This window comes from Pseudomonas sp. MM213 (assembly GCF_020423045.1).
GTDB lineage: Bacteria > Pseudomonadota > Gammaproteobacteria > Pseudomonadales > Pseudomonadaceae > Aquipseudomonas > Aquipseudomonas migulae.
The window spans coordinates 4,955,947-4,976,023 of record NZ_CP081943.1 but is presented as its reverse complement, the minus strand read 5'-3'; the positions used below and the strand labels follow the sequence as shown (position 1 = coordinate 4,976,023).

Annotated in this window: 18 protein-coding genes and 2 tRNA genes; 16 read left to right on the top strand and 4 right to left on the bottom strand. The window is 56.0% G+C overall.

The features are described 5' to 3' along the window. Nucleotides 1–86 precede the first annotated feature (86 nt). Nucleotides 87–162, top strand: a tRNA-Phe gene (locus K5R88_RS22775). A gap of 235 nt (nucleotides 163–397) precedes the next feature. Here the strand turns inward: K5R88_RS22775 and K5R88_RS22770 are convergent. Continuing rightward, nucleotides 398–847 (bottom strand): carboxypeptidase regulatory-like domain-containing protein, encoded by a 450-nt coding sequence (locus K5R88_RS22770; protein WP_223556013.1) that lies wholly within the window; start codon nucleotides 845–847, stop codon nucleotides 398–400. A 261-nt stretch (nucleotides 848–1,108) separates the two neighbouring features. Between K5R88_RS22770 and K5R88_RS22765 the strand changes: the two genes are divergently transcribed. The 4 genes from K5R88_RS22765 (at nucleotide 1,109) to K5R88_RS22750 (ending at nucleotide 4,100) form a co-directional block, all read left to right on the top strand. Continuing rightward, a complete protein-coding gene (locus tag K5R88_RS22765; RefSeq protein WP_226298405.1) occupies nucleotides 1,109–2,167 on the top strand; it encodes a PDDEXK nuclease domain-containing protein in 1,059 nt (352 codons plus the stop codon). A gap of 69 nt (nucleotides 2,168–2,236) precedes the next feature. Then, the gene (locus K5R88_RS22760; RefSeq protein ID WP_226298404.1) at nucleotides 2,237–3,205 is read left to right on the top strand and encodes an alpha/beta hydrolase family protein; all 969 of its coding nucleotides are present in this window, start codon (nucleotides 2,237–2,239) and stop codon (nucleotides 3,203–3,205) included. A gap of 19 nt (nucleotides 3,206–3,224) precedes the next feature. Beyond that, a complete protein-coding gene (locus tag K5R88_RS22755; RefSeq protein ID WP_008041027.1) occupies nucleotides 3,225–3,641 on the top strand; it encodes a hypothetical protein in 417 nt (138 codons plus the stop codon). A gap of 6 nt (nucleotides 3,642–3,647) precedes the next feature. Next, nucleotides 3,648–4,100 (top strand): hypothetical protein, encoded by a 453-nt coding sequence (locus K5R88_RS22750; protein ID WP_008041028.1) that lies wholly within the window; start codon nucleotides 3,648–3,650, stop codon nucleotides 4,098–4,100. A gap of 75 nt (nucleotides 4,101–4,175) precedes the next feature. On the opposite strand, the gene K5R88_RS22745 is transcribed toward K5R88_RS22750, so the two are convergent. Together K5R88_RS22745 and gabP are read right to left on the bottom strand one after the other, a co-directional pair. After that, the gene (locus tag K5R88_RS22745) at nucleotides 4,176–4,502 is read right to left on the bottom strand and encodes a hypothetical protein (protein WP_017336019.1); all 327 of its coding nucleotides are present in this window, start codon (nucleotides 4,500–4,502) and stop codon (nucleotides 4,176–4,178) included. Between the two features lie 368 nt (nucleotides 4,503–4,870). Next, nucleotides 4,871–6,262, bottom strand: coding sequence for a GABA permease (gabP, locus tag K5R88_RS22740; RefSeq protein WP_008024968.1), 1,392 nt, complete (start codon nucleotides 6,260–6,262; stop codon nucleotides 4,871–4,873). A 554-nt stretch (nucleotides 6,263–6,816) separates the two neighbouring features. Between gabP and K5R88_RS22735 the strand changes: the two genes are divergently transcribed. The 11 genes from K5R88_RS22735 to K5R88_RS22685 all read left to right on the top strand — a co-directional run bounded on the left by K5R88_RS22735 (nucleotide 6,817) and on the right by K5R88_RS22685 (nucleotide 18,185). Beyond that, complete coding sequence (locus tag K5R88_RS22735) at nucleotides 6,817–7,590, top strand: ABC transporter ATP-binding protein (RefSeq protein ID WP_007897462.1); 774 nt, start codon at nucleotides 6,817–6,819, stop codon at nucleotides 7,588–7,590. 13 nt (nucleotides 7,591–7,603) lie between these two features. After that, the gene (locus K5R88_RS22730) at nucleotides 7,604–8,350 is read left to right on the top strand and encodes an ABC transporter substrate-binding protein (RefSeq protein WP_008041033.1); all 747 of its coding nucleotides are present in this window, start codon (nucleotides 7,604–7,606) and stop codon (nucleotides 8,348–8,350) included. 78 nt (nucleotides 8,351–8,428) lie between these two features. Next, nucleotides 8,429–9,124 carry an ABC transporter permease gene (locus tag K5R88_RS22725; RefSeq protein ID WP_008024973.1) on the top strand — a complete coding sequence of 232 codons (696 nt, stop codon included), beginning with the start codon at nucleotides 8,429–8,431 and terminating at the stop codon, nucleotides 9,122–9,124. Beyond that, entirely contained in the window at nucleotides 9,121–9,810 is a 690-nt protein-coding gene (locus tag K5R88_RS22720) for an ABC transporter permease (protein WP_008041034.1), read from the top strand. The genes K5R88_RS22725 and K5R88_RS22720 overlap by 4 nt, the downstream gene beginning before the upstream one ends. Further along, nucleotides 9,791–11,020 (top strand): methyltransferase, encoded by a 1,230-nt coding sequence (locus K5R88_RS22715; RefSeq protein WP_226298403.1) that lies wholly within the window; start codon nucleotides 9,791–9,793, stop codon nucleotides 11,018–11,020. Before K5R88_RS22720 ends, K5R88_RS22715 begins: the two co-directional genes overlap by 20 nt. A 299-nt stretch (nucleotides 11,021–11,319) precedes the next feature. Continuing rightward, entirely contained in the window at nucleotides 11,320–12,561 is a 1,242-nt protein-coding gene (locus K5R88_RS22710) for a nucleoside deaminase (protein WP_226298402.1), read from the top strand. A gap of 119 nt (nucleotides 12,562–12,680) precedes the next feature. Next, nucleotides 12,681–12,756, top strand: a tRNA-Thr gene (locus K5R88_RS22705). Nucleotides 12,757–12,920: 164 nt separating this feature from the next. Further along, the gene (locus K5R88_RS22700) at nucleotides 12,921–14,249 is read left to right on the top strand and encodes a tyrosine-type recombinase/integrase (protein ID WP_226298401.1); all 1,329 of its coding nucleotides are present in this window, start codon (nucleotides 12,921–12,923) and stop codon (nucleotides 14,247–14,249) included. A 905-nt stretch (nucleotides 14,250–15,154) separates the two neighbouring features. Then, nucleotides 15,155–16,135 carry an integrase domain-containing protein gene (locus K5R88_RS22695; protein ID WP_226298400.1) on the top strand — a complete coding sequence of 327 codons (981 nt, stop codon included), beginning with the start codon at nucleotides 15,155–15,157 and terminating at the stop codon, nucleotides 16,133–16,135. Continuing rightward, the gene (locus K5R88_RS22690; RefSeq protein WP_226298399.1) at nucleotides 16,132–16,434 is read left to right on the top strand and encodes a hypothetical protein; all 303 of its coding nucleotides are present in this window, start codon (nucleotides 16,132–16,134) and stop codon (nucleotides 16,432–16,434) included. Before K5R88_RS22695 ends, K5R88_RS22690 begins: the two co-directional genes overlap by 4 nt. Before the next feature lie 623 nt (nucleotides 16,435–17,057). Further along, nucleotides 17,058–18,185 (top strand): protein kinase domain-containing protein, encoded by a 1,128-nt coding sequence (locus K5R88_RS22685; protein ID WP_226298398.1) that lies wholly within the window; start codon nucleotides 17,058–17,060, stop codon nucleotides 18,183–18,185. 292 nt (nucleotides 18,186–18,477) lie between these two features. Here K5R88_RS22685 and K5R88_RS22680 read toward each other — a convergent pair whose 3' ends face one another. After that, complete coding sequence (locus K5R88_RS22680) at nucleotides 18,478–19,806, bottom strand: protein kinase domain-containing protein (protein ID WP_226298397.1); 1,329 nt, start codon at nucleotides 19,804–19,806, stop codon at nucleotides 18,478–18,480. Nucleotides 19,807–20,077 lie beyond the last annotated feature (271 nt).

The following is a 20,077-nucleotide window of genomic DNA, read 5'->3' as shown; positions in this document are numbered from 1 at the left end:
TCGGAACGTAAGCGACGGTAATAATTAAATTTTTTTTGAAAACTTGCTTGACGACCCCCTGAAAAACCCGTTTAATGCGCCCCGTTGCCCAGATAGCTCAGTCGGTAGAGCAGGGGATTGAAAATCCCCGTGTCGGCGGTTCGATTCCGTCTCTGGGCACCAAATACCGAAAACCCTGAATCGCAAGATTCAGGGTTTTTTTATGCCTGCGATTTAACGAAGTCCGGCACACGGTGGCGGAAGCGACGGATCGACGATCTGCCGGAAGAACAGCGTAAGCAGCAGATCCTGAGAGGCCAGACCGCTCAAGCCTAAAACCACGCAATGGGCGGACAGATGATTCCCTGCAGCCCATTCGCTGGAACAAAGGCATCGGCCGGTCAACTCCGGTTAACTGCTAGCTTTCACCGGCCCAATGAAAGACCAGATTACGCGCAGGACCACTTCCTATCTCGGCACTGTCACGCCGCACTTCTCCATGTCGCGTAGCAACCACGGTGTACTTGCCGGGCGGTAGCTGAACATAAACCAGCGGGCCAGCCTCGTTCAGCGTCAACACGGTTTGCCCTTGGGCTTTCTGAATGACCACGTCGACGTCGGGAATGTATTTATTCTCCGCCCCGACCGAAAACGTCATGTGCAAGTTATAGCCAGCCGCTTGCTGGATGGCCTTCGACTCATCCAGGCCTATACCGCCGGACAGATAAGTAATTCCGTTTTGCTCCTGCGGTTGAACTTGCACGCCAGCGCTGTCGATTGGTTCAAGACTGGCGGCAGACGACATCACCGGGAACATCAACATGCCCACCGCGGCGATGGGCAACGCAAGGGAATGCACGTACTTCATGATCACGCCTCCCGGGCTCCATGGAACCCATTTGTCATGCCTTTTAGATTTCCTCTCGAACGCCCGGGTTTTAGATTGATTGGTACTTGGGCTCACTGCGAAATGGACTACACGTTATATTCCTCAAGCACGACTTGCCGTCGGAGCGATCCCGCAAACCCGATCGGGCTTTCCTTCCGGCTTACCAGCCACGCCCGGCATCGCTGCCCCCACCTCCGCTGCCATCCTCTTCTGCCTGTTCATTCCTTTGCAGAAGACGCCATGAGCTCACTCAAACCCGGTAACACTCAGGATGCACAACTCGCCTCACTACTCGGCAATCTTGGGGAGCTGATTCGTGATGCACGGCAGAAAGTGCTACGCACGGTCGATACGGTCCAGGTACAAACTTGCTGGCAGATTGGGAGGCACATTGTCGAGTTCGAGCAGGAAGGGGCTCGACGGGCGGGGTACGGAAAGCAATTGCTGGCAACGCTGGCGCAGAGCCTGACAGCCGAGTTCGGGAAGGGCTTTGATAACTCTAATCTTCGCTACATGCGCCTGTTTTACCAAGCATTCCCAATTCGTGACGCACTGCGTCACGAATTGAGCTGGACCCACTACCGCAGGCTGCTGCGCGTCGATAGTGACACGGCACGCCAATGGTATATGGACGAGGCGGCCAACCAAAACTGGTCATCCCGCGCCCTGGAACGCCAGATCAACACCCTCTATTACGAGCGCCTGCTCACCAGCCGCGATCGACCTGCTGTGAGGCTGGAAGCCGCCACCAACCTCCAGAAAATGAAAGCACACCCACGAGACTTCATCAGGGACCCGGTGATGCTGGAGTTTCTTGGCTCAACCAACGCAGGTTTGACTCAAGAAACCAATCTGGAACAAGCATTGATCCATCAGCTTCAAGCCTTCCTGCTGGAACTGGGTAGAGGCTTTGCCTTCATCGCTCGCCAGCAACGCATCAGTACCGAGAGCAAAGACTTCTACATCGATCTGGTGTTTTACAACTACGTACTCAAGTGCTTCGTCATCTTCGATCTGAAGCGCGGCGAACTGACTCATCAGGATGTTGGCCAGATGGACATGTACGTACGCATGTATGACGACCTCAAGCGCGGACCGGAAGATGGCCCCACCGTCGGCATCATTCTCCGTGCGAAAAAAGATGAATCAGTGGTGCGCTACTCGGTGCTGAAAGACAACGAACAACTCTTCGCCAGCAAATACAAAACAGTCCTGCCCAGCGAAGACGAACTCCGCACTGAACTGGACCGGGAGCAGGCGGCAATCGAGGAGCGACTGCTCGATCAGCTCCCCCTGTGAACACAGATGGATTGTCCACCCGCCGCACGAAGACTATCGTTGGCAGCTACCCGCAAAGGTCTGAAGCCGATGAATTTGCAGGACATGTCACTGGCCCCCACTCAAATCGAGTTACCGCTGCCAACTCCCGTTTCTGGCGAACCATTCAAAGAGCCCGCCGCAGACGGCTTCATCCTCGGTGGTTTCACTTGGCGGCACGCCTTTCAGGACCTTGTGCGCCCGGTCGTCATCATCAACGCCGCCACCTCGGTTCGCTGCCGTCACTATTCGCGCTTCGCCGATTACCTGTTCGCCAACGGCTTCGATGTCATCACCTATGACTACCGTGGCATCGGCGAATCACGCCCTGCGTCATTGAAAAATCTCGACGCCTCATGGACTGATTGGGGCGCGCTGGATTTCGAGGCGATGCTCAAGCGCGCTCAGCGCGAATTTCCCGGCCAGCCCATCGACGTCGTCGGCCACAGCTTTGGCGGCTGTGCGGCGAGCCTGGGAGCCTCAGGGCAGCTGATTCGGCGCATGGTCACCGTCGGTGCGCAATTCGCCTACTGGCGCGACTACGCGCCCGCTCATCGCTGGCGGATGTTCGGCAAGTGGCATGTGGTGATGCCGCTGATCACCATGATCTATGGCTACTTCCCCGGAAAGCGTCTTGGCTGGCTGGAAGACACGCCCGCCGGGGTGGTTCGAGACTGGAGCACGCCCACGCGCCGATATGAAACGCGGCCCAGCGGTCGCACGCTGGCCAAAAAACCAGGGGCAACGATGAAAGCCAGGACACTGGCCATCAGCATCACAGACGATCCTTACGGCACGATCCCGGCCATCGAACGCCTGCTCGGCTACTTCAGCGGCGGTACGAACACCCACTGGCGAATCGCCCCCGAAGACATCGGCGAAGCAGAAGTCGGACATTTCGCCTTTTTTCGCAGCGCATACCAAGCCACACTATGGCCCATTGCATTGTCCTGGCTGCAGAGCGGTGAACTGGCCCCCGATACCCCCGGGCGGACAGTACCGCGCAGCGAGTCCTTTTAACGCACGACGGATCAAAACCATGGCCTCCGCCAACAAGCAGCAAAAACGCGCCACCCGCGCCAAAGCCAAGGCCAAGCAGAACCGCACCCAACGGGCTGCCGCGCCGGTCGAGCTGGACCCGAACGATGATCGCATCGACTTTGAATCGGTGGACCTCACCGAGCTGTTCAAGAAAATGATCGACGCTGAAAAAACCAGCCAGCAAGCCATGTGCATCGCTTTCCTTGAAGACCCATTGCTGGAACTGGTGTACGAGCAGGAAGGCGAAGAAGGCGCGATGGACTTCATCCTCGCCGCGCTGATCGAGTACCGCCAATGGTCCACCGAAGTCGATGAAGCCGGCGCCCTGGCGTGGATCGAATCCCCGGCCTTCCAGGCCGACTATGTAGCGGCCTCCGACATCATCGCAGCCCAAACCCAACAGAAACCGAACTGAGTTCCCATGGCCTCCCTGAACAAGCAACAGAAACGCGCCAAGCGCGCCAAGATCAAAGCCAAACAGATCAACATCCACGGCAGAAAACCAGCCGCGCTGGACGATGACTTGGGTGAAATCGGCGAACCGATCCCGGAATACACCCTGGCGATGTTCAGCAAGATGCGCGACGCCGAAGCTGTCGGCCGCAGTGAAATGCTCTCCGTGCTGCTGACGAACCTCGCCTTTATCATCATTGACCATCCAGAACTGCTGGACATGGAAAACGCCGACGACGAAGGCATGGCCGCCACTCACCTGGCCGCCGACATGTTGATCGACTACCGCATGTGGGCCGACGGCATGGATCGCGAAACCGCCCAGGCATGGCTGACCGACCCGCAATTCATCACCGACTTCGGCATTGCGCTGGACAGCTATCGTCAGTCGCCGGATGCGCAGGAAGAAAAGGGCGAATAAAAGCCCTCAGAAATAGAAACGGCCGCTTGTCATCACTGACAACGGCCGTTTTTTTTACAAACCTGAAAACAACAATCAGGCAGCCACAGCATCCAGACGTGGAATTTCCATCCCGACCTTGGCACTGGCATAGCTCAGATCACCGCTGGCGATGGATTGAGCCTTGAAACCGGCGCCGATCAGGTCGCGCACGTACAGCTTGTTGTAGATGAACATGAACACGAAGTTGCTGAGGCCGAATGTGAAGCAGGCCACGATGAACATGATCGCTGCCCACTTGATGTCGCCACGGAACAGTGGCGGCAGGAAGCCGAAGAAAAACACGGTCCACGAGAAGCCGATCGGGGCTTCCTTCATGGCTCCGGTATTAGGGTTTTTGAACACAACCGATGTAAACGCCATGCCTGTCTCTCCTTGATGCCCCAATGGGTAAGCTGAATGGCCGGGCTAGCTCCATGCAGCGCTGGCTCGTGGCTGTCGCGCGAACGGCAGGCGCACGCAAATGCATCTGTGACACGCACCAGATGAGGGAGCAGGCAAGAAAGGGTCGAGGGGCTTTAGCCGGGAAGGCTGGGGCGTCGAACAATCCGTGTCCTGAAACTCCATTGCATCCCGCAACAGCAAGATACACATTCGGCAAGGAGGCTACTATCTCGACATCATCGTGTCCATCAGGGAGCAGGCCGATAAACCCCCTGAATGAAAGCAAAAACGACCGCGATCATGGCTGATGGCGGTCGTTTTCAGTACATCGACAGTGTGCGTAAAGCTTAGCGCGCCACTGCGCCAACCAGTTGCTCATTGCGACGACGGCGAGCCACCAGCAAACCGGTAGCAACCACCAGAGCACTCAGCAAACCGGTCGCGAGGATCTCCACACGGTGGGCGTCCTGGAACAGCATGATGGTCAGGGCCGCGACGATGAAGACGATCACCGCGTAGGTCAGGCCCGGGAACAGCCACATGCTGAAGGCGATTTTTTCACCGCGGGCCATACGCTGTTTGCGCATGCGCAGTTGCGAGATCGCGATCACCAGGTACACCAGCAACGCGATGGCGCCGGAGCTGGCCAGCAGGAATTCGAACACGGCGGCCGGAGCCACATAGTTGGCGAATGTTGCCAGGAACGCTGCGCCCGTGGACAGCATCACCGCCCAGTATGGCGTGCCACTTTTGTTGGTGCGCGTGGACACGGCCGGTGCATCACCGCGCTTGCCCAGGGAGAACATCATGCGCGACGAGGTGTACAGCGCCGAGTTCAGGCAGCTGGTCACAGCGACCAGTACCACGATGTCGACGATCATCTTGGCGTTCGGGATGCCCATGCGCTCAAGTACGGTCTGATAGGAACCAACGCTGGCCAGAACCGGGTCGTTCCATGGCACCAGGGCCACGACGATGAAGATCGAAACGAGGTAGAACAAACCAATCCGCCAGATCACCGAGTTGGTGGCCTTGGAGATTTGCTTGCCAGGGTTCTTCGATTCTGCGGCCGCGATGGTCACGATCTCGGTGCCCATGAAGGAAAACATGGTCGTCAGGATCGCGCCCAGTACCGCGCCCATGCCGTTTGGCAGGAAGCCCTGAGTGTCGAAAATGTGCGAAACGCCGCTCACCTGGCTGTTCGGCAGGAAACCGAAGATCGCCGCGATGCCCAGAATGATGAAACCAATGATCGCCACAACCTTGAGCAGGGCGAACCAGAACTCGAACTCGCCGTAGTTCTTCACGCTGAACAGGTTAGTGATAGTCAGCAGCATCGTGATGACCAAGGCGAAAGCCCAGATGTCCACGCCAGGGAACCAGGCGTGCAGGATGGTCGCGGCGGCGTTGGCCTCCAACGGGATCACCAGCACCCAGAACCACCAGTACAGCCAGCCGATGGTGAAACCGGCCCAGTGACCGATCGCGCGATCGGCGTATGTCGAGAAGGAGCCGGTGTCTGGCGAGGCAACCGCCATTTCACCCAGCATGCGCATCACCAACACCACCAGCATACCGGCGGCGGCATAAGCCAACAGCACGGCCGGGCCTGCTGCAGCAATAGCGTGGCCCGAGCCAACGAACAGGCCGGCGCCGATAACACCGGCAATCGACAGCATGGTCACATGACGCGGTTTGAGCCCCTGTTCGAGGCCGTTAGAGCTTTGGGTATTGCTCATTGAAACTACCTTTGTAAGGAAAAGCGAATGCGTGCATCCCGTCGTGAACTCTCTTCTGTAAAAAGAAACCAACGGGGCGTTCCGGAATCTGCACGCAATAATTGCGCCAAAATGTTTCAAAACCCTCTAACCCGGCGATCTCACCCTGACCGGACAGTCATCGCAAGTCATTGAAAATAATGGCACTTCGCCAGAAGCGTTACCCTGCGACCCACTTAAGGAACGAATCTGCGCACCGGAAACACACCCAACAAATGCTCAACGCACAATAAAAGTGCGGATCAGGAACGTTTGGCCGGTTAGCGCTTCCAACACCCCGCCAAAGCTGGCAACATCGCGCCCTTTTTTACGGGACAGCCGCGCCACATCGGGTTCAAACGGCTGTTCGGTTGATAGCAGCGCGACAGTCTGCTGTACCGATGCGACAACCTGTCACATGCCACCCGTTTACCGCCCGTAGCGCTGTTGGCTGCCATTCAGACGCTATGCTAGGTTGGCCGCCTCGCCAGGAAGGCCCGCCAACAGCAGGAGCGCAACATATATGAGGAACGCACATGGCTGAGGCCACGCCCGCGCTTGAAATCCGCAACTTGCACAAACGCTACGGACAGCTTGAGGTGCTCAAAGGCATCTCGCTGACCGCCCGCGACGGCGATGTGATCTCGATCCTGGGTTCCTCCGGTTCCGGCAAGTCCACGTTCCTGCGTTGCATCAACCTGCTGGAAAACCCGCATCAGGGCCAGATCCTGGTGGCCGGCGAAGAACTCAAGCTCAAAGCCGCCAAGAACGGCGAACTGGTCGCGGCCGACGGCAAGCAGATCAACCGCCTGCGCAGCGAGATTGGTTTTGTGTTTCAAAACTTTAATCTGTGGCCGCACATGAGCGTGCTCGACAACATCATCGAGGCCCCTCGCCGCGTGCTCGGCCAGAGCAAGGCCGAAGCCATCGAAGTCGCCGAAGCCTTGCTGGCCAAGGTCGGCATCGCCGACAAGCGTCATGCGTACCCGGCGCAACTGTCTGGCGGCCAGCAACAGCGCGCGGCCATTGCCCGCACGCTGGCGATGCAACCCAAGGTGATCCTGTTCGACGAACCCACCTCCGCCCTTGACCCGGAAATGGTCCAGGAAGTACTTAATGTCATCCGCGCACTGGCCGAAGAAGGCCGCACCATGCTGCTGGTCACCCACGAAATGGGTTTCGCCCGTCAGGTGTCCAGCGAAGTGGTGTTCCTCCACCAGGGCCTGGTAGAAGAGCAAGGATCGCCACAGCAGGTGTTCGAAAACCCGCTTTCGGCGCGCTGCAAACAATTCATGTCCAGCAACCGCTAACGGAGCTACCCGCATGCAGAACTACAAAAAGGTCTTCCTGGCAGCCGCCGTCACCCTGGCGTTCAGCGCCGGTGCCATGGCAGAAACCCTGAAGATGGGCATCGAAGCGGCCTACCCGCCGTTCAACAACAAAGATGCCAGTGGCAATGTCGTCGGCTTCGACAAGGAAATCGGCGACGCCCTGTGCGCCAAGATGAAAGTCGAATGCACCGTGGTCACCTCCGACTGGGACGGCATCATTCCGGCCCTGAACGCCAAGAAGTTCGACTTCCTGATCTCCTCGATGTCGATCACCGATGAGCGCAAGCAGGCCGTCGACTTCACCGACCCGTATTACTCGAACAAGCTGCAATTCATCGCCAAGAAAGACGTCGACTTCAAAACCGACAAGGATGCGCTGAAAGGTAAAGTGATCGGCGCCCAGCGCGCGACACTGGCCGGCACCTGGCTCGAAGACAACATGCCTGGCGTTGAAACCAAGCTTTATGACACCCAGGAAAACGCTTACCTCGACCTGACCTCCGGTCGTCTGGACGGCATCCTGGCGGACAAATACGTCAACTACGAGTGGCTGAAAAGCGACGCCGGCAAACCTTACGAATTCAAAGGCGACCCGGTGGAAGAAAGCGACAAGATCGGTATCGCCGTTCGCAAGAACGACCCGATCCGCGAGAAGCTGAACGTCGCACTGAAAGAAATCGTTGCTGACGGCACCTACAAGAAGATCAACGACAAGTACTTCCCGTTCAGCATCTATTGATACTGACCTGCCGGACCGGTGCCGTTTTCTGACGGCGCCGGTCCCCGGCCTTGCCTGCCGCGATTTGAAAAGAAATCCATGATTATCGACCTCTACGGATTCGGCCCGGCGCTCGCCGCTGGCGCGCTGATGACTGTGAAACTGGCACTCTCGGCCCTGTGTCTCGGGCTGGTGCTCGGTTTGCTCGGCGCCTTGGCCAAAACTTCCCCGTACAAGCCGTTGCAATGGCTTGGCGGCACTTATTCGACACTGGTACGCGGCATTCCGGAACTGCTCTGGGTGCTGTTGATCTACTTCGGCACGGTCAACCTGATGCGTGCCCTGGGCGAGTTTTTCGGCAACCCCGACCTTGAACTCAATGCCTTTGCGGCCGGCGTGATTGCGCTGGGCCTGTGCTTTGGCGCCTACGCCACGGAAGTGTTCCGCGGTGCAATTTTGGCAATCCCCAAAGGCCACCGCGAAGCCGGTGTGGCACTGGGCCTTTCGAAATTTCGCATCTTCACCAAGTTGATCATGCCGCAGATGTGGCGCATCGCCCTGCCCGGCCTGGGCAACCTGTTCATGATCCTGATGAAAGACACCGCGCTGGTGTCGGTCATTGGCCTGGAAGAAATCATGCGTCACGCGCAAATCGGCGTGACCGTGTCCAAACAGCCGTTCACCTTTTATATGGTGGCCGCGTTCATGTACCTGGGCCTGACGATTCTGGCCATGACGGGCATGCACTTCATGGAAAAACGCGCCGCTCGCGGCTTCGCGAGGAGCACCCAATGAACTGGGAAGTCATCATCAAGTGGCTGCCGAAACTGGCTCAGGGCGCAACGCTGACCCTGGAACTGGTGGCCATCGCCGTGATTGCCGGCCTGTTGCTGGCGATTCCGCTGGGCATCGCGCGTTCGTCACGCCTGTGGTGGGTACGGGCATTTCCCTACGGCTATATCTTCTTTTTCCGTGGCACGCCGTTGCTGGTTCAGCTGTTCCTGGTCTACTACGGCCTGGCGCAGTTCGATGCGATCCGTAACAGCTCGATGTGGCCGTACCTGCGCGATCCGTTCTGGTGCGCCACGGCGACCATGACCTTGCACACCGCGGCCTACATCGCCGAGATCCTGCGCGGGGCGATCCAGGCGATTCCACCGGGGGAGATCGAAGCGGCGCGGGCGCTGGGCATGTCCCGGGCGAAGGCGCTGTTCTACATCATCCTGCCGCGAGCGGCGCGCATCGGCCTGCCGGCGTACAGCAACGAAGTGATCCTGATGCTCAAGGCCAGCGCGCTGGCCAGTACCGTGACCCTGCTGGAACTGACTGGCATGGCCCGCACCATCATTGCCCGGACGTATTTGCCGGTGGAGATCTTCTTCGCCGCAGGCATGTTCTACCTGCTGATGGCCTACGTGCTGGTTCGTGGCTTCAAGCTGCTGGAGCGCTGGTTGCGCGTCGATGCCTGCCAAGGGCGTTGATTCCCACGTGTTGACGGGCGAGGCCCTGCTCGCCCGCTTCATGGCGCTGGATGCTTTTCTGATCGAGCATCAGGCGCTGTGGAAGCCTCGACCGTTTACCCATCTGCAACTTCCTTGGGAAGCGTCCTACCCGGAGCTGGCTGTATGGCTACGCGGGCGGTCGCTGGAAGACGCGGAAAACAGTCATAACCAACCTTGCCTGCTAAATGCGCCGGAGCCGTTCGCTTCGCTGGCGGCGCTATCCCTTGAGCTGGGTTCGGTGGGTGAGCTGCCGGCACACACGCTGGAGACCGCTGGGCATCGATTGAATGTCGATGTGCCGGGGCGCAAGTGGCAGCAGATCGAGGCGTTTGCCAGCCGGTTGTCGTTTGCTGCGCCACCGATGCATTGGCTGGATTGGTGCTCGGGTAAAGGCCACTTGGGTCGACGCCTGCTGCAAACCGGTCAGCAGCTAACGTGCCTGGAACATGATCCTGCACTGGTGCTAGGCGGTCAGGCACTCAGCCAGCGCCATCAACTGCATGCACTGCATGTCGAGCAGGATGTGCTGGCACCCGGCGCCGCCTCTTTGCTGAACGCCGATCACACACCGGTCGCACTGCATGCCTGTGGCGATCTGCATGTGCGATTGATCCAGCTCGCCAGCGCCGCCGGGTGCAAACAAATGGCCATTGCGCCGTGTTGCTATAACAGGATCAGTCTTCCTGCATATCAGCCAGTTTCCGCTGCCGGTTTGCGCTCCGACCTACAGCTGTCACTCGACGATCTCTCACTCCCGATGAGCGAAACCGTTACCGCCGGTACCCGCGTCCGACGTCAGCGCGACACGTCCATGGCCCGACGCCTGGCCTTCGACCTGCTGCAACGGCAACTGCGCGGTGTTGAGGAGTACCTGCCCACGCCTTCTCTGCCGAGCGCCTGGCTGGACAGATCATTCGCCGACTACTGCCACCATCTGGCCGCATTCAAAGAGTTATCCACAGTCGGCCCGCAAGACTGGTCAGCGCTCGAAGCCGCCGGTTGGCAGCGACTGGCCGAAGTGCGCAATCTGGAGCTACTGCGCGGACTTTTCCGACGCCCGCTGGAGCTTTGGCTGAACCTTGATCGAGCACTTTTCCTCTCTGAGCAGGGCTATACCGTTCGCCTCGGCACCTTTTGTGAAACCCCACTCACGCCGCGTAACTTCCTGTTGCTGGCGGAACGCGCCTAAAACAGCCACAGCCTGTGGATAACTCTGTTGATGAAATATCGTGGATCCAATGTTTACGCCTGTTTCAGGGCTGAAACCAAACTGTTCAATTTTCGTACACCCGAATAAAAAACCGGAAAAACAGGCATTTGCGAGAAAATGAGACTGGATCCACATTTTCGATCTTAACCGCGTGCATCGCCTTCCCCGTTGTGCATAAGCATTAATTCAAAAGAACATAAACGCCCCGGAAATCCTCAACTATCTTTGCCAAGCGTCAGAATTCTCTGATGTCAGGGACAGCAAGGAGCTGGGAAAACATGAGCACATTGAACAGTGCACAGGAAGCCGTCGATACCGTCGCCAACGAAGCCATTGTCGCTGCGTTGCAGCAAACCTTCGCGGTGGGCGGCGCCATCATCAACAACGCAACGGGCGAGGTCATCGCCGCGCTGCACAACAACGTGCTGATGCCTTTCCCTGGCAGCGGCACGACTTACTTTCTACCCCACGACCCGACCGCCCACGGCGAACGGCAACTGGTGGACTGGTACTACGAAAACGTCGCACCACTGAACCTGCCACCGCCCAATCAACTGACCGTCGTCACCACGCTCGACCCGTGCGCCATGTGCGCCGGTTCGCTGCTGACCGCAGGATTCAACGTCGCCGTCAGTGCGATCGATGACTACGCGGGTATCAACTACAACAGCCAGTTCACCTTTCCATCGTTGCCGCCGCAGATCCGCCAACAGGCGCAGGACACCTGGGGCTATTACGCGATTGCAGCGCCAGTCAGCCGCGCCTATCAGGGTTCGAACAGCCCGGTGTTCGGCGGCCAGACCATCGACTCGGCGGCGTATTTCTTGTGCAGCTCGATCTTCTCCGCCAGCGTCAACACCGTGCGCGACGCCAGCAACAACAGCGGCCTGCCGCCGGATCAACTGCAAAACCCCGCCACCCTGCCGGCGAATAGCAAAGTGCGCCAGGCACTGACAGCCCTCAGCCCATTCGCACTGACCGTGCAATCGGCGAACCCACGGGATCCCGGCGCGGAACTCGCGCCTCCCTTGCTGAAAACCGCGCAGCAAAGCACGGTGTTCAACTCGGTGGCGCTCATCGACCCGTTCGGCAACCTGCTGGTGTGCCTGGGAGGCGTCGAGAACCAGTCGCCGATTCGTACAGCGTTCATGGAAACGACCCGCAGCTATGCGGTCATGCGCTGGACCCTGATGAACGACCCCGATCCGGTGGTTCGCGAACAGGCAGCGCAATACCTGACCCATCCGAAGTACGGCACCTTCGTCTTCCTCTATGCACCTGATCCAACAACGCCCCAGGCCGTGATGACCTTCGGCGCCTACGGTTCGACCATGGAAGGCCCCGTGCCGCAGAGCTATCCGTCGAACCTGCAATACGTGCTGCTGCCGGGCAATACCACCGCGCAAGCGTTGTCGACACTGGCCCAGAACCTGCCGCCGTTCTATACGCAAAGCGTGCAAGTGGCGCCTGCGCAGGTGCTGAGTCAGGACCTGATCAACGCGGTTAAAAACGGCGTGTAATGCTACTTCGGCCAGCCCCGCAGATGCGTCTGCGGGGCCGGTCTTACGCCTGCGCAAAAATAGTCTGAATTCAGGGGTTTACAGAACCAACGCAATCGATATAATCGTCGCCCTAACACGCCGGTATAGCTCAGTTGGTAGAGCAACTGACTTGTAATCAGTAGGTCCCGGGTTCGACTCCTGGTGCCGGCACCACATTAGGCTCCATTGCATTCCACCGAATGCTCTGGAAGCCCCGAAAACCCGCCCTTTGGCGGGTTTTTTCGTTCCAGGACCCTCTGTCGGGATCCAACAAAATCCCCCTTCCCCGAGGGTATGTTAGGGGTACTGCGATTTTCCGGTCAGGAGCGCGTACCCCTATGCCACGTCTAGCGATCCCTCTCAGCGACCTGCAATGCCGCACGGCCAAAACCCGCGAACGCGCCTACAAACTGTTCGACGGCGGCGGCATGTACCTTTTCGTCAAACCCAATGGCGTGAAGACCTGGCGCTTGAAGTACACCAAGCCCAACGGAAAGGAAGGTACGCTCATCATCGGCAATTACCCCATCGTTACCCTTTCCGTCGCACGACGTAAGCGAGACGAAGCCAAGGCATTGCTGCTCGACAACCTCGACCCCATGGAAGAAAAGAAGAAGGCCAAGATCGTAGCCCAGCGGGCGGCACTGCTTTTCGAAACCGTTGCTCTGGAGTGGCACGCCGACATGTCCCGTCGCTGGACCGAAGGACACGCCAAAACCGTGATGAGCCGACTGCGTACCCACGTCTTCCCGCTGATCGGCCAACGACCCATCGCTGAACTCGATACCCATGACCTGCTAGAGATCACCCAGCGCATCAAGGAACGCGGCACCATGGATGTGGCGTTAAGGGTACAGAACTACTTATCCACCATCATGCGCGGGGCCAAAAGAGCCCGGCAGATCACCATGAACCCGGCACTGGATCTGGCAGGCTCAATTCACGCGCCGCGCACAGTCCATCGCCCGGCCCTATCCCTCAACCGCCTACCCGAACTGCTACACCGGATCGACAACTACAACGGTCGCGAGCTGACGCGCCTTGCCGTCCTGTTGACGTTGCATGTATTCGTCCGCTCCAGCGAACTACGCTTCGCTCGATGGAGTGAGTTCGACCTTCAACGCGCCATGTGGGAAATCCCAGATACGCGCGCACCGATTGAAGGGGTACGCAACTCCACACGAGGGACCAAGATGAACGGCGACATTCAAATGGTTCCGCTATCGCCGCAGGTCATCGAAATACTGGAGCGCCTGCGCAGCCTCAGTCGTTTTTCAGAGTTAGTGCTCCCGGGAGACCACAAGTACTGGAAGCCCATGTCCGAGAACACGGTGAACACCATGCTCCGCAACGTCGGCTATGACACCAGCAAGGACGTGTGCGGCCACGGCTTCAGGACCATGGCCTGTAGCGCCCTGCTGGAGTCCGGGTTATGGACCGACGCAGCCATCGAAAGACAAATGAGCCACAAGGAACGCAACCGCGTGCGCGCCGCGTATATCCACAAAGCTGAATTTCTGGAGCAGCGTCGGCTGATCATGGCGTGGTGGAGCAACTACATCGATGCTAACCGCCATGGGCATGTGACGCCCCACGAATTCGCTCATCCAGTCGGCGACAACATCACCGCCCTACAAAATAGCCGTGGCGCATCCAAACATGGGTAAGCCAATGAGATCACCGCAGCCCGCCCTTCCACGCGGGTCCATCCAAGCGGGGCTGCAAAGCCGCCCCGCTTGGATGGACCTCACTTAAAAAATCTAAAGCCCACGCAAACTGTCTGTGGAAAACCACTGATTTCCACCGGTGGATAATTTCATCCACAGCCGCAGAACTCCCGAAAATTCGAGCCTTGACCCGAATTATCCACAGGCGTAGAAAAGATCGGGCAAGTGCTGTCGTTGACAGCAACCCAGGTAGCCAGAACCTTTAAGGCTACGCCACACCGTGGTGGTTCTCCCAAAGTGCGATTAGCGTCCGGCGGCTCGCACGGTCGCTCACCGAGTGATGGATGCCTACTTCAGATCGTTGCCATTGCGGCAAATACATCCCCCTACCCAGCTGCCCTGCAGCAACCTTTCCGCTTGGCCATTTCACTGCGCCAACCTGCGCCCGTCTCTTTCTTCTGGAAAGAGACGGGCGCTCCTACCGCTGCTGCAGCCCAGCTCGTACAAGGCTTTGCGGCATTCCCCCTCGTGACAATCGGCGTGACAAACACCGAAGTCACCAGCAACAGCGATGCAGATGATGGTGCCGCAGCCCACGGAATGGGCTGCACCTGACTGACAGTCAGGCATGCCCCAGCCATTGCATCACTGCCTTCACCCGACTCAGGATCTCACGGCACCGGTCTCGTCAGCCAGTGCAGCCTCTACCCGCCCACTTCTTCGGAGGTGTTCAGGAGGCCAGATCATGAGATGCCCAAGCTCCCGGTCGTAAGGAGCCGTCAGTCCCGCGTTAGTGGACATCCCTCACAGGTCGCAGGGGCCTTGATCCCTGATAACACTCAACATCCGTGGCGGGATGACGTGGGGAAGGTTTTAAAAGTTTTGGCTTCGAGAGGAGTTCGATCATGGCACTGGTCGGTAGACGTGACGGGCGGAACTTTGGCTATGGGCGGCAATTGAGCTATGCCGGACCGCAGGCATTGCGCGATCTGTTTGGCGGCGGGCACTACGGCACGGTCAAAGCGCACAGTGATCGCTGGCAGGCGTTTGTTCGGTGGTGTCGATCGGAGCATGGACCAGGATTTAACGATGCGCGACAAATTGATCGGCAGACCTTGCTGGACTACGCCGGATATCTGCGTCAACAAGTTGAACAAAGCGCTATAGGCATCGCCACCGCGCAAAACCGATTGTCCAGCGTGAACCGGACCCTGGCTGCGCTTCGCGGTGATCAGTATGTGAAGATCGTGAGTCCGAGCAAGGCGTTGGGAATGCGGCGCACCTGTGTTCGTCAATCGGTGCCGCAAGGCCAAGACCGCAAACAGGTGAAACGGGTCGTCGACGTACTCTGCGAACACCAAATGCCACGCGCCGCCGCCATCGCTCAGTTGGCGCGAGCCGCCGGCATGCGCTTGCGCGAGGCCATTTTGGCCGACTTACCGCGCTTAAAACGTGAGGCCGAACACTGCGGCAAGATCAATATCCAGGATGGCACCAAAGGGGGCCGCTCAGGTGCCTCGGCACCTCGCTGGATCAGGGTGGATGATCATATTCGCGAAGCGCTGAGATTCGCCGAACAGGTCTTACCCGACGGCAGCCACAACCTGCTTACGCCGAACGAAAGCTACCTCGATTTCCAACGGGAAATCGTCCGCGCCGCACGGGACATCCTCCATAAGCACAACCTCAAAGGCTTCCACGAATTGCGGGCAGCCTATGCGTGCGAACGCTATGAGCAAATCACCCACCATACCGCTCCCATCAACGGTGGCCATTGCTATCAACTCGACCGACGCCTAGATCAGGATGCCCGAGTACAAATCAGCTATGAGCTGGGGCACAACCGTATCGTCGTGGTGGCCGCTTACATTGGTGGTCGAGCATGAGCACGGCATTCGATATGAATCTGTTCCTGGCGGGTGTCCTGACCGGGTCGCATACCACGCGCCAACGCCACCTGCGTCAGGCGAAGGCTATCCAAACAGCAATCGCTGAGCGCTGGCAACGCGACAATCCATGGACTTGGCAGAGAAAACACCTTGCGTGGTTTTTGAATCACCACCTAATCCAGCACACTGAATCGACGCGCTATTACTATTTGCTGACCATGCAATTACTCACTCATCGCCTAGGAAAATCCTGGAAGTTCACCGCCAAGCGAAGATCAGAAAACAACCATAGCTGACATACTACTTTCAGGGTAACAAGTGGTTGTCGTTGATATCACACTGCGCAATCCAACTGAACAGCCTGCTTTCCCGAGATTGTTGAAGCATATCGCGACACAACGATTCTCTTTTAACCAAGCACTGACTCTAAGGAGAATCGGGGATATTGTGTTCGAGTGGTTGCCTGAAGCACGGGACTCGCCCTAGGCTTCTTAAATTAGGGGGACTGCCAAAAAGTTCGTGCAGCAGACCATTACCTCACCTAAAAAGTCCGATTTTATGTTTTCGATGTTCGAGACAACGGTGTATTGCTTCTTCTCCAGCCAAGCCCATACGTCCGCTTGAGATGTTGAGCTCAATTCGGTCTCGTGCTCTAGAAAATCCCTGACTAGTGGGCTATAAAATATTGCAGAGGGCTCAGAGGGCGTAATACGATAGGTTGGGCCGTAGGATCTGGCTTGAGAGAAATCTGTAGAGCAGATTATGGTTGTGCTTCTGGCTTTGATACCAAATCGCTTGAGAAACCATGCATCAGCGTGATCGTGGACTTGCAAGCTAGTTTCGCGAGGGATGCGAGGGGAATGGCGAAAAATATTAACTTGTTCGGCCGAACTCAGTGGCTCAGCGAAGCCCCGATATAATGAAGGCATTCCGTTTCCTATTTGAGGCTTTCGCACGCATGCTAACCGGCACCAGTAATGCCGTCAAAGAAAAAAATTTCTTTGACATGACAGGCCTTTCCCTTCTAGAGGGAAGGTATAGACTTCACAAGGAAGTCTCAGGCGGAAAAAGCTCGACAGGGTTCTTTGGTGTAGATGAAGAAACAGGCAGAGATGTATTCGTTAAGTTTTGTATCTTTCCTCGCTCTGAGCTGGAACGAGCAAGATTTAGAAATGAGGCGAGTTTTCTGAAGGGGCAAGCTCTTTTCAACGGAATTATAAAAAAGACACCGGAATATTTGGCAGGCGGTGAACTGTTTGATGGAAAGATCCTCTACTTGGTCACGGAAAGGATTCATGGAACACTTCTGTTAGACTGGTTTGGAGAAAAGTTTTGCAATGCGTCTCTGAAAGATCGGCTCACGGTAGCGTACCGAGTATTTGGGGCCGCCGAACATTTTAGCATGTTCGTAACTCACCGAGACTTGCATCCAGGAAACATTATTCTTCTAAATGAAGATATCGATTTACATTCTAAGCGGCCAGATTATAAAACCATCATTTTGGACTGGGGTCAGTCATATAGCAGAATGCACTTCGAGTACAGCGAAAATGATAGTGACGACATGGTCACCATTCATAATGGCATCGGGCGAGAGATAACCAACTCGTTCTATAATCTACCTCCCGAGACCTTTATCGACTGGGAGGCTTCGGGATCTGAGTACAATAAGTATGATTCTTGGGCTATGGGGCTGCTATTGTATAAATTGGTAACCGGGAAAGACCTGTTCTCTTTCAAAAATATTGGGGAATATGCTGCGGCGCAGAAACGGATTGAATGGGAGGTTAAGTTTGGCTTGTTTGATCTTTCTACGTATGCGACGAGCGCGGCGCCAATACTATCCAAGCTTATTGTGCGATTGCTGCGGAAGGATCCTAAAGATCGGATGTTTATTCAGGAAGCAAGAAATGCGCTGTGGTTTATCTTGGTAGAGGACTTTATGCCGTCAGATTTTGGCATGATTCAGAGATTTCTTGACGCACCTAATTATTTTGATGAAGTTGAGTGGAAACACTTCGACTCTGAGCCCTTCGATTATTTCTGACAGCCATTCGCGACCCTCCTCTGCCGGCCGATTTCGGCCGGTAGCGACAGGCAGAAATCGGCCAAGAGCAGCGTGTCCGTCCCAAATAAGCGGCGAAAAGGGGATCTTCCGAAGGCATCCTAGGCTTTCTGTTCGAACCCTCCATGACCTCGATTACAACGGGCTGCCATCCCCCGCCCGTGACAGCGAGACCTGGAATCAAGCGTATGACAGTGCCGAGTAGCTCAGTGGAGAACCCCAACCCATTACGCAAAGCTGCAAACTCTCGTCACTGACTATCATGACACGCATACTACAATGACTTCAGATATTTTTTAATGGCACTTGACTTACACTGCGACGGTTCAATCTCCTCAATAAAACTGTGATTATTCCTTTGCATCACATCCACAATATAAACAGCTAGCTCTTCATCAGTGACAGACGCTATCATTGACTCACAGGTGTTCATAGCTGCAAATCTGTTCATCTGATGGGCACTATCAATAGCCAGCTCAAGCGCTCTAGCTCTAGCTCGATGGGAAACATCTTCCCCTTCAAATATCACCTTCATGTTTTTAGCAATCACTTCAGCAAAAGCCCAACTGTACTGCGCATCGGCGACCATCAAAGAATAAATTTTTAAGAATGATGGTACGTAACTCACCAGTTTCGGAAGTACTAGCAAAGAAATGAAATCACGATCAATCTCTAGGCAAATTCGTATTTTATCATCGTCGTCGAGCAACCCTAAACTATTGATGAACTCAATAACTTTGGCCGAACTGAATTTGTTCTCATTAGCCAGCCGGTCAGATATTGATGATATCAATTGATTGACCTGCCCCAGTCTCCCTCCACGTCCGATGATAACGTCGTAGGCCATCTGGAGCGCCTGTTTCATATCCGATAGATTTTGATATCGTCTCTTCTTATCAAGCTCGCACGCCCTTTCAATCACGTGAAATAACGCTGGATGTATTACCCCCTCCATCAGATAAGTAGGATTTTGTCTGGTAAGTAGAACATATAAGCTCTTGCCGAGCATAAATATGTCGCCGGTTTCATCTGCACCTTTAAATCCACCGTTCCCAAACTCGGGCGGCAGATATCCCTGAGTCCCCCAGAACATTGAGCTACTCGTAAACCTGGACGAGGACCCGGGCTCCATGCCAAGCCCGAAATCCGATACGACGATGCCCCTCTTACCTATTAAGAAATTCTGTGGCTTTATATCTCTGTGATATACGCCCTGGGAATGAAGCTCGGAAATGCAATCAATCATCTGATTGAATATAGATTCTTGCTTTTCAGGGCTACCCGCAATTTCATCGATAATTCTTGTTAAATCGCCATTATGGTAGTAGTCCATCACGAAGTATGGAGGCTCGTGGCGCACATTACTGTCTAGGACGCTAACAACCTTGGAGTTCCCCGCAAACCCCTCCAAAAGCCTAACTTCTCTTCGAAACCGTTTGATGTACTCATCGTCCTCTTCGCGACAATATTTCAAAACCAACCTACCGCTGTTCTCCTTTGTGGCATCCTCTACAAATAAGATCTGCCCCATCCCCCCACTATCACTGCAAACACCGGAAACTATATATCGATCGTCAATTAAATCGCCTGTACTATAGCTCATTACTCGCTCCATACCATGTAAACGTTATAGTACAACGGTACTGTAATCAACGTAGGAAATCACGATTAATCTGTGGCTAATCTCGTCGCCGTCATCCATGGACAAATCCGAACTTTAAGGCGGGAGTCCCTGCAGTATCAGAAAATATAAATTTTGGGAAGATTCTCATTCGCCATAAGCGTGGGTAAGACGGGTAGCTATAGGCTCATCAATGTGTGCAGGTAAACATGTAATATAATTGGATCGCGGCTCTCGATATCTGATAGGTGCC

Coding starts and splice junctions, on each gene's coding strand:
- K5R88_RS22735 (WP_007897462.1), top strand. CDS start 6,817: ATGGCTGAGGCCACGCCCGCGCTTGAAATCCGCAACTTGCACAAACGC.
- K5R88_RS22750 (WP_008041028.1), top strand. CDS start 3,648: ATGGCCTCCCTGAACAAGCAACAGAAACGCGCCAAGCGCGCCAAGATC.
- K5R88_RS22755 (WP_008041027.1), top strand. CDS start 3,225: ATGGCCTCCGCCAACAAGCAGCAAAAACGCGCCACCCGCGCCAAAGCC.
- K5R88_RS22730 (WP_008041033.1), top strand. CDS start 7,604: ATGCAGAACTACAAAAAGGTCTTCCTGGCAGCCGCCGTCACCCTGGCG.
- K5R88_RS22685 (WP_226298398.1), top strand. CDS start 17,058: ATGAAGGCATTCCGTTTCCTATTTGAGGCTTTCGCACGCATGCTAACC.
- K5R88_RS22700 (WP_226298401.1), top strand. CDS start 12,921: ATGCCACGTCTAGCGATCCCTCTCAGCGACCTGCAATGCCGCACGGCC.
- K5R88_RS22715 (WP_226298403.1), top strand. CDS start 9,791: ATGCCTGCCAAGGGCGTTGATTCCCACGTGTTGACGGGCGAGGCCCTG.
- K5R88_RS22680 (WP_226298397.1), bottom strand. CDS start 19,806: ATGAGCTATAGTACAGGCGATTTAATTGACGATCGATATATAGTTTCC.
- K5R88_RS22760 (WP_226298404.1), top strand. CDS start 2,237: ATGAATTTGCAGGACATGTCACTGGCCCCCACTCAAATCGAGTTACCG.
- gabP (WP_008024968.1), bottom strand. CDS start 6,262: ATGAGCAATACCCAAAGCTCTAACGGCCTCGAACAGGGGCTCAAACCG.
- K5R88_RS22690 (WP_226298399.1), top strand. CDS start 16,132: ATGAGCACGGCATTCGATATGAATCTGTTCCTGGCGGGTGTCCTGACC.
- K5R88_RS22720 (WP_008041034.1), top strand. CDS start 9,121: ATGAACTGGGAAGTCATCATCAAGTGGCTGCCGAAACTGGCTCAGGGC.
- K5R88_RS22770 (WP_223556013.1), bottom strand. CDS start 847: ATGAAGTACGTGCATTCCCTTGCGTTGCCCATCGCCGCGGTGGGCATG.
- K5R88_RS22765 (WP_226298405.1), top strand. CDS start 1,109: ATGAGCTCACTCAAACCCGGTAACACTCAGGATGCACAACTCGCCTCA.
- K5R88_RS22710 (WP_226298402.1), top strand. CDS start 11,320: ATGAGCACATTGAACAGTGCACAGGAAGCCGTCGATACCGTCGCCAAC.
- K5R88_RS22695 (WP_226298400.1), top strand. CDS start 15,155: ATGGCACTGGTCGGTAGACGTGACGGGCGGAACTTTGGCTATGGGCGG.
- K5R88_RS22745 (WP_017336019.1), bottom strand. CDS start 4,502: ATGGCGTTTACATCGGTTGTGTTCAAAAACCCTAATACCGGAGCCATG.
- K5R88_RS22725 (WP_008024973.1), top strand. CDS start 8,429: ATGATTATCGACCTCTACGGATTCGGCCCGGCGCTCGCCGCTGGCGCG.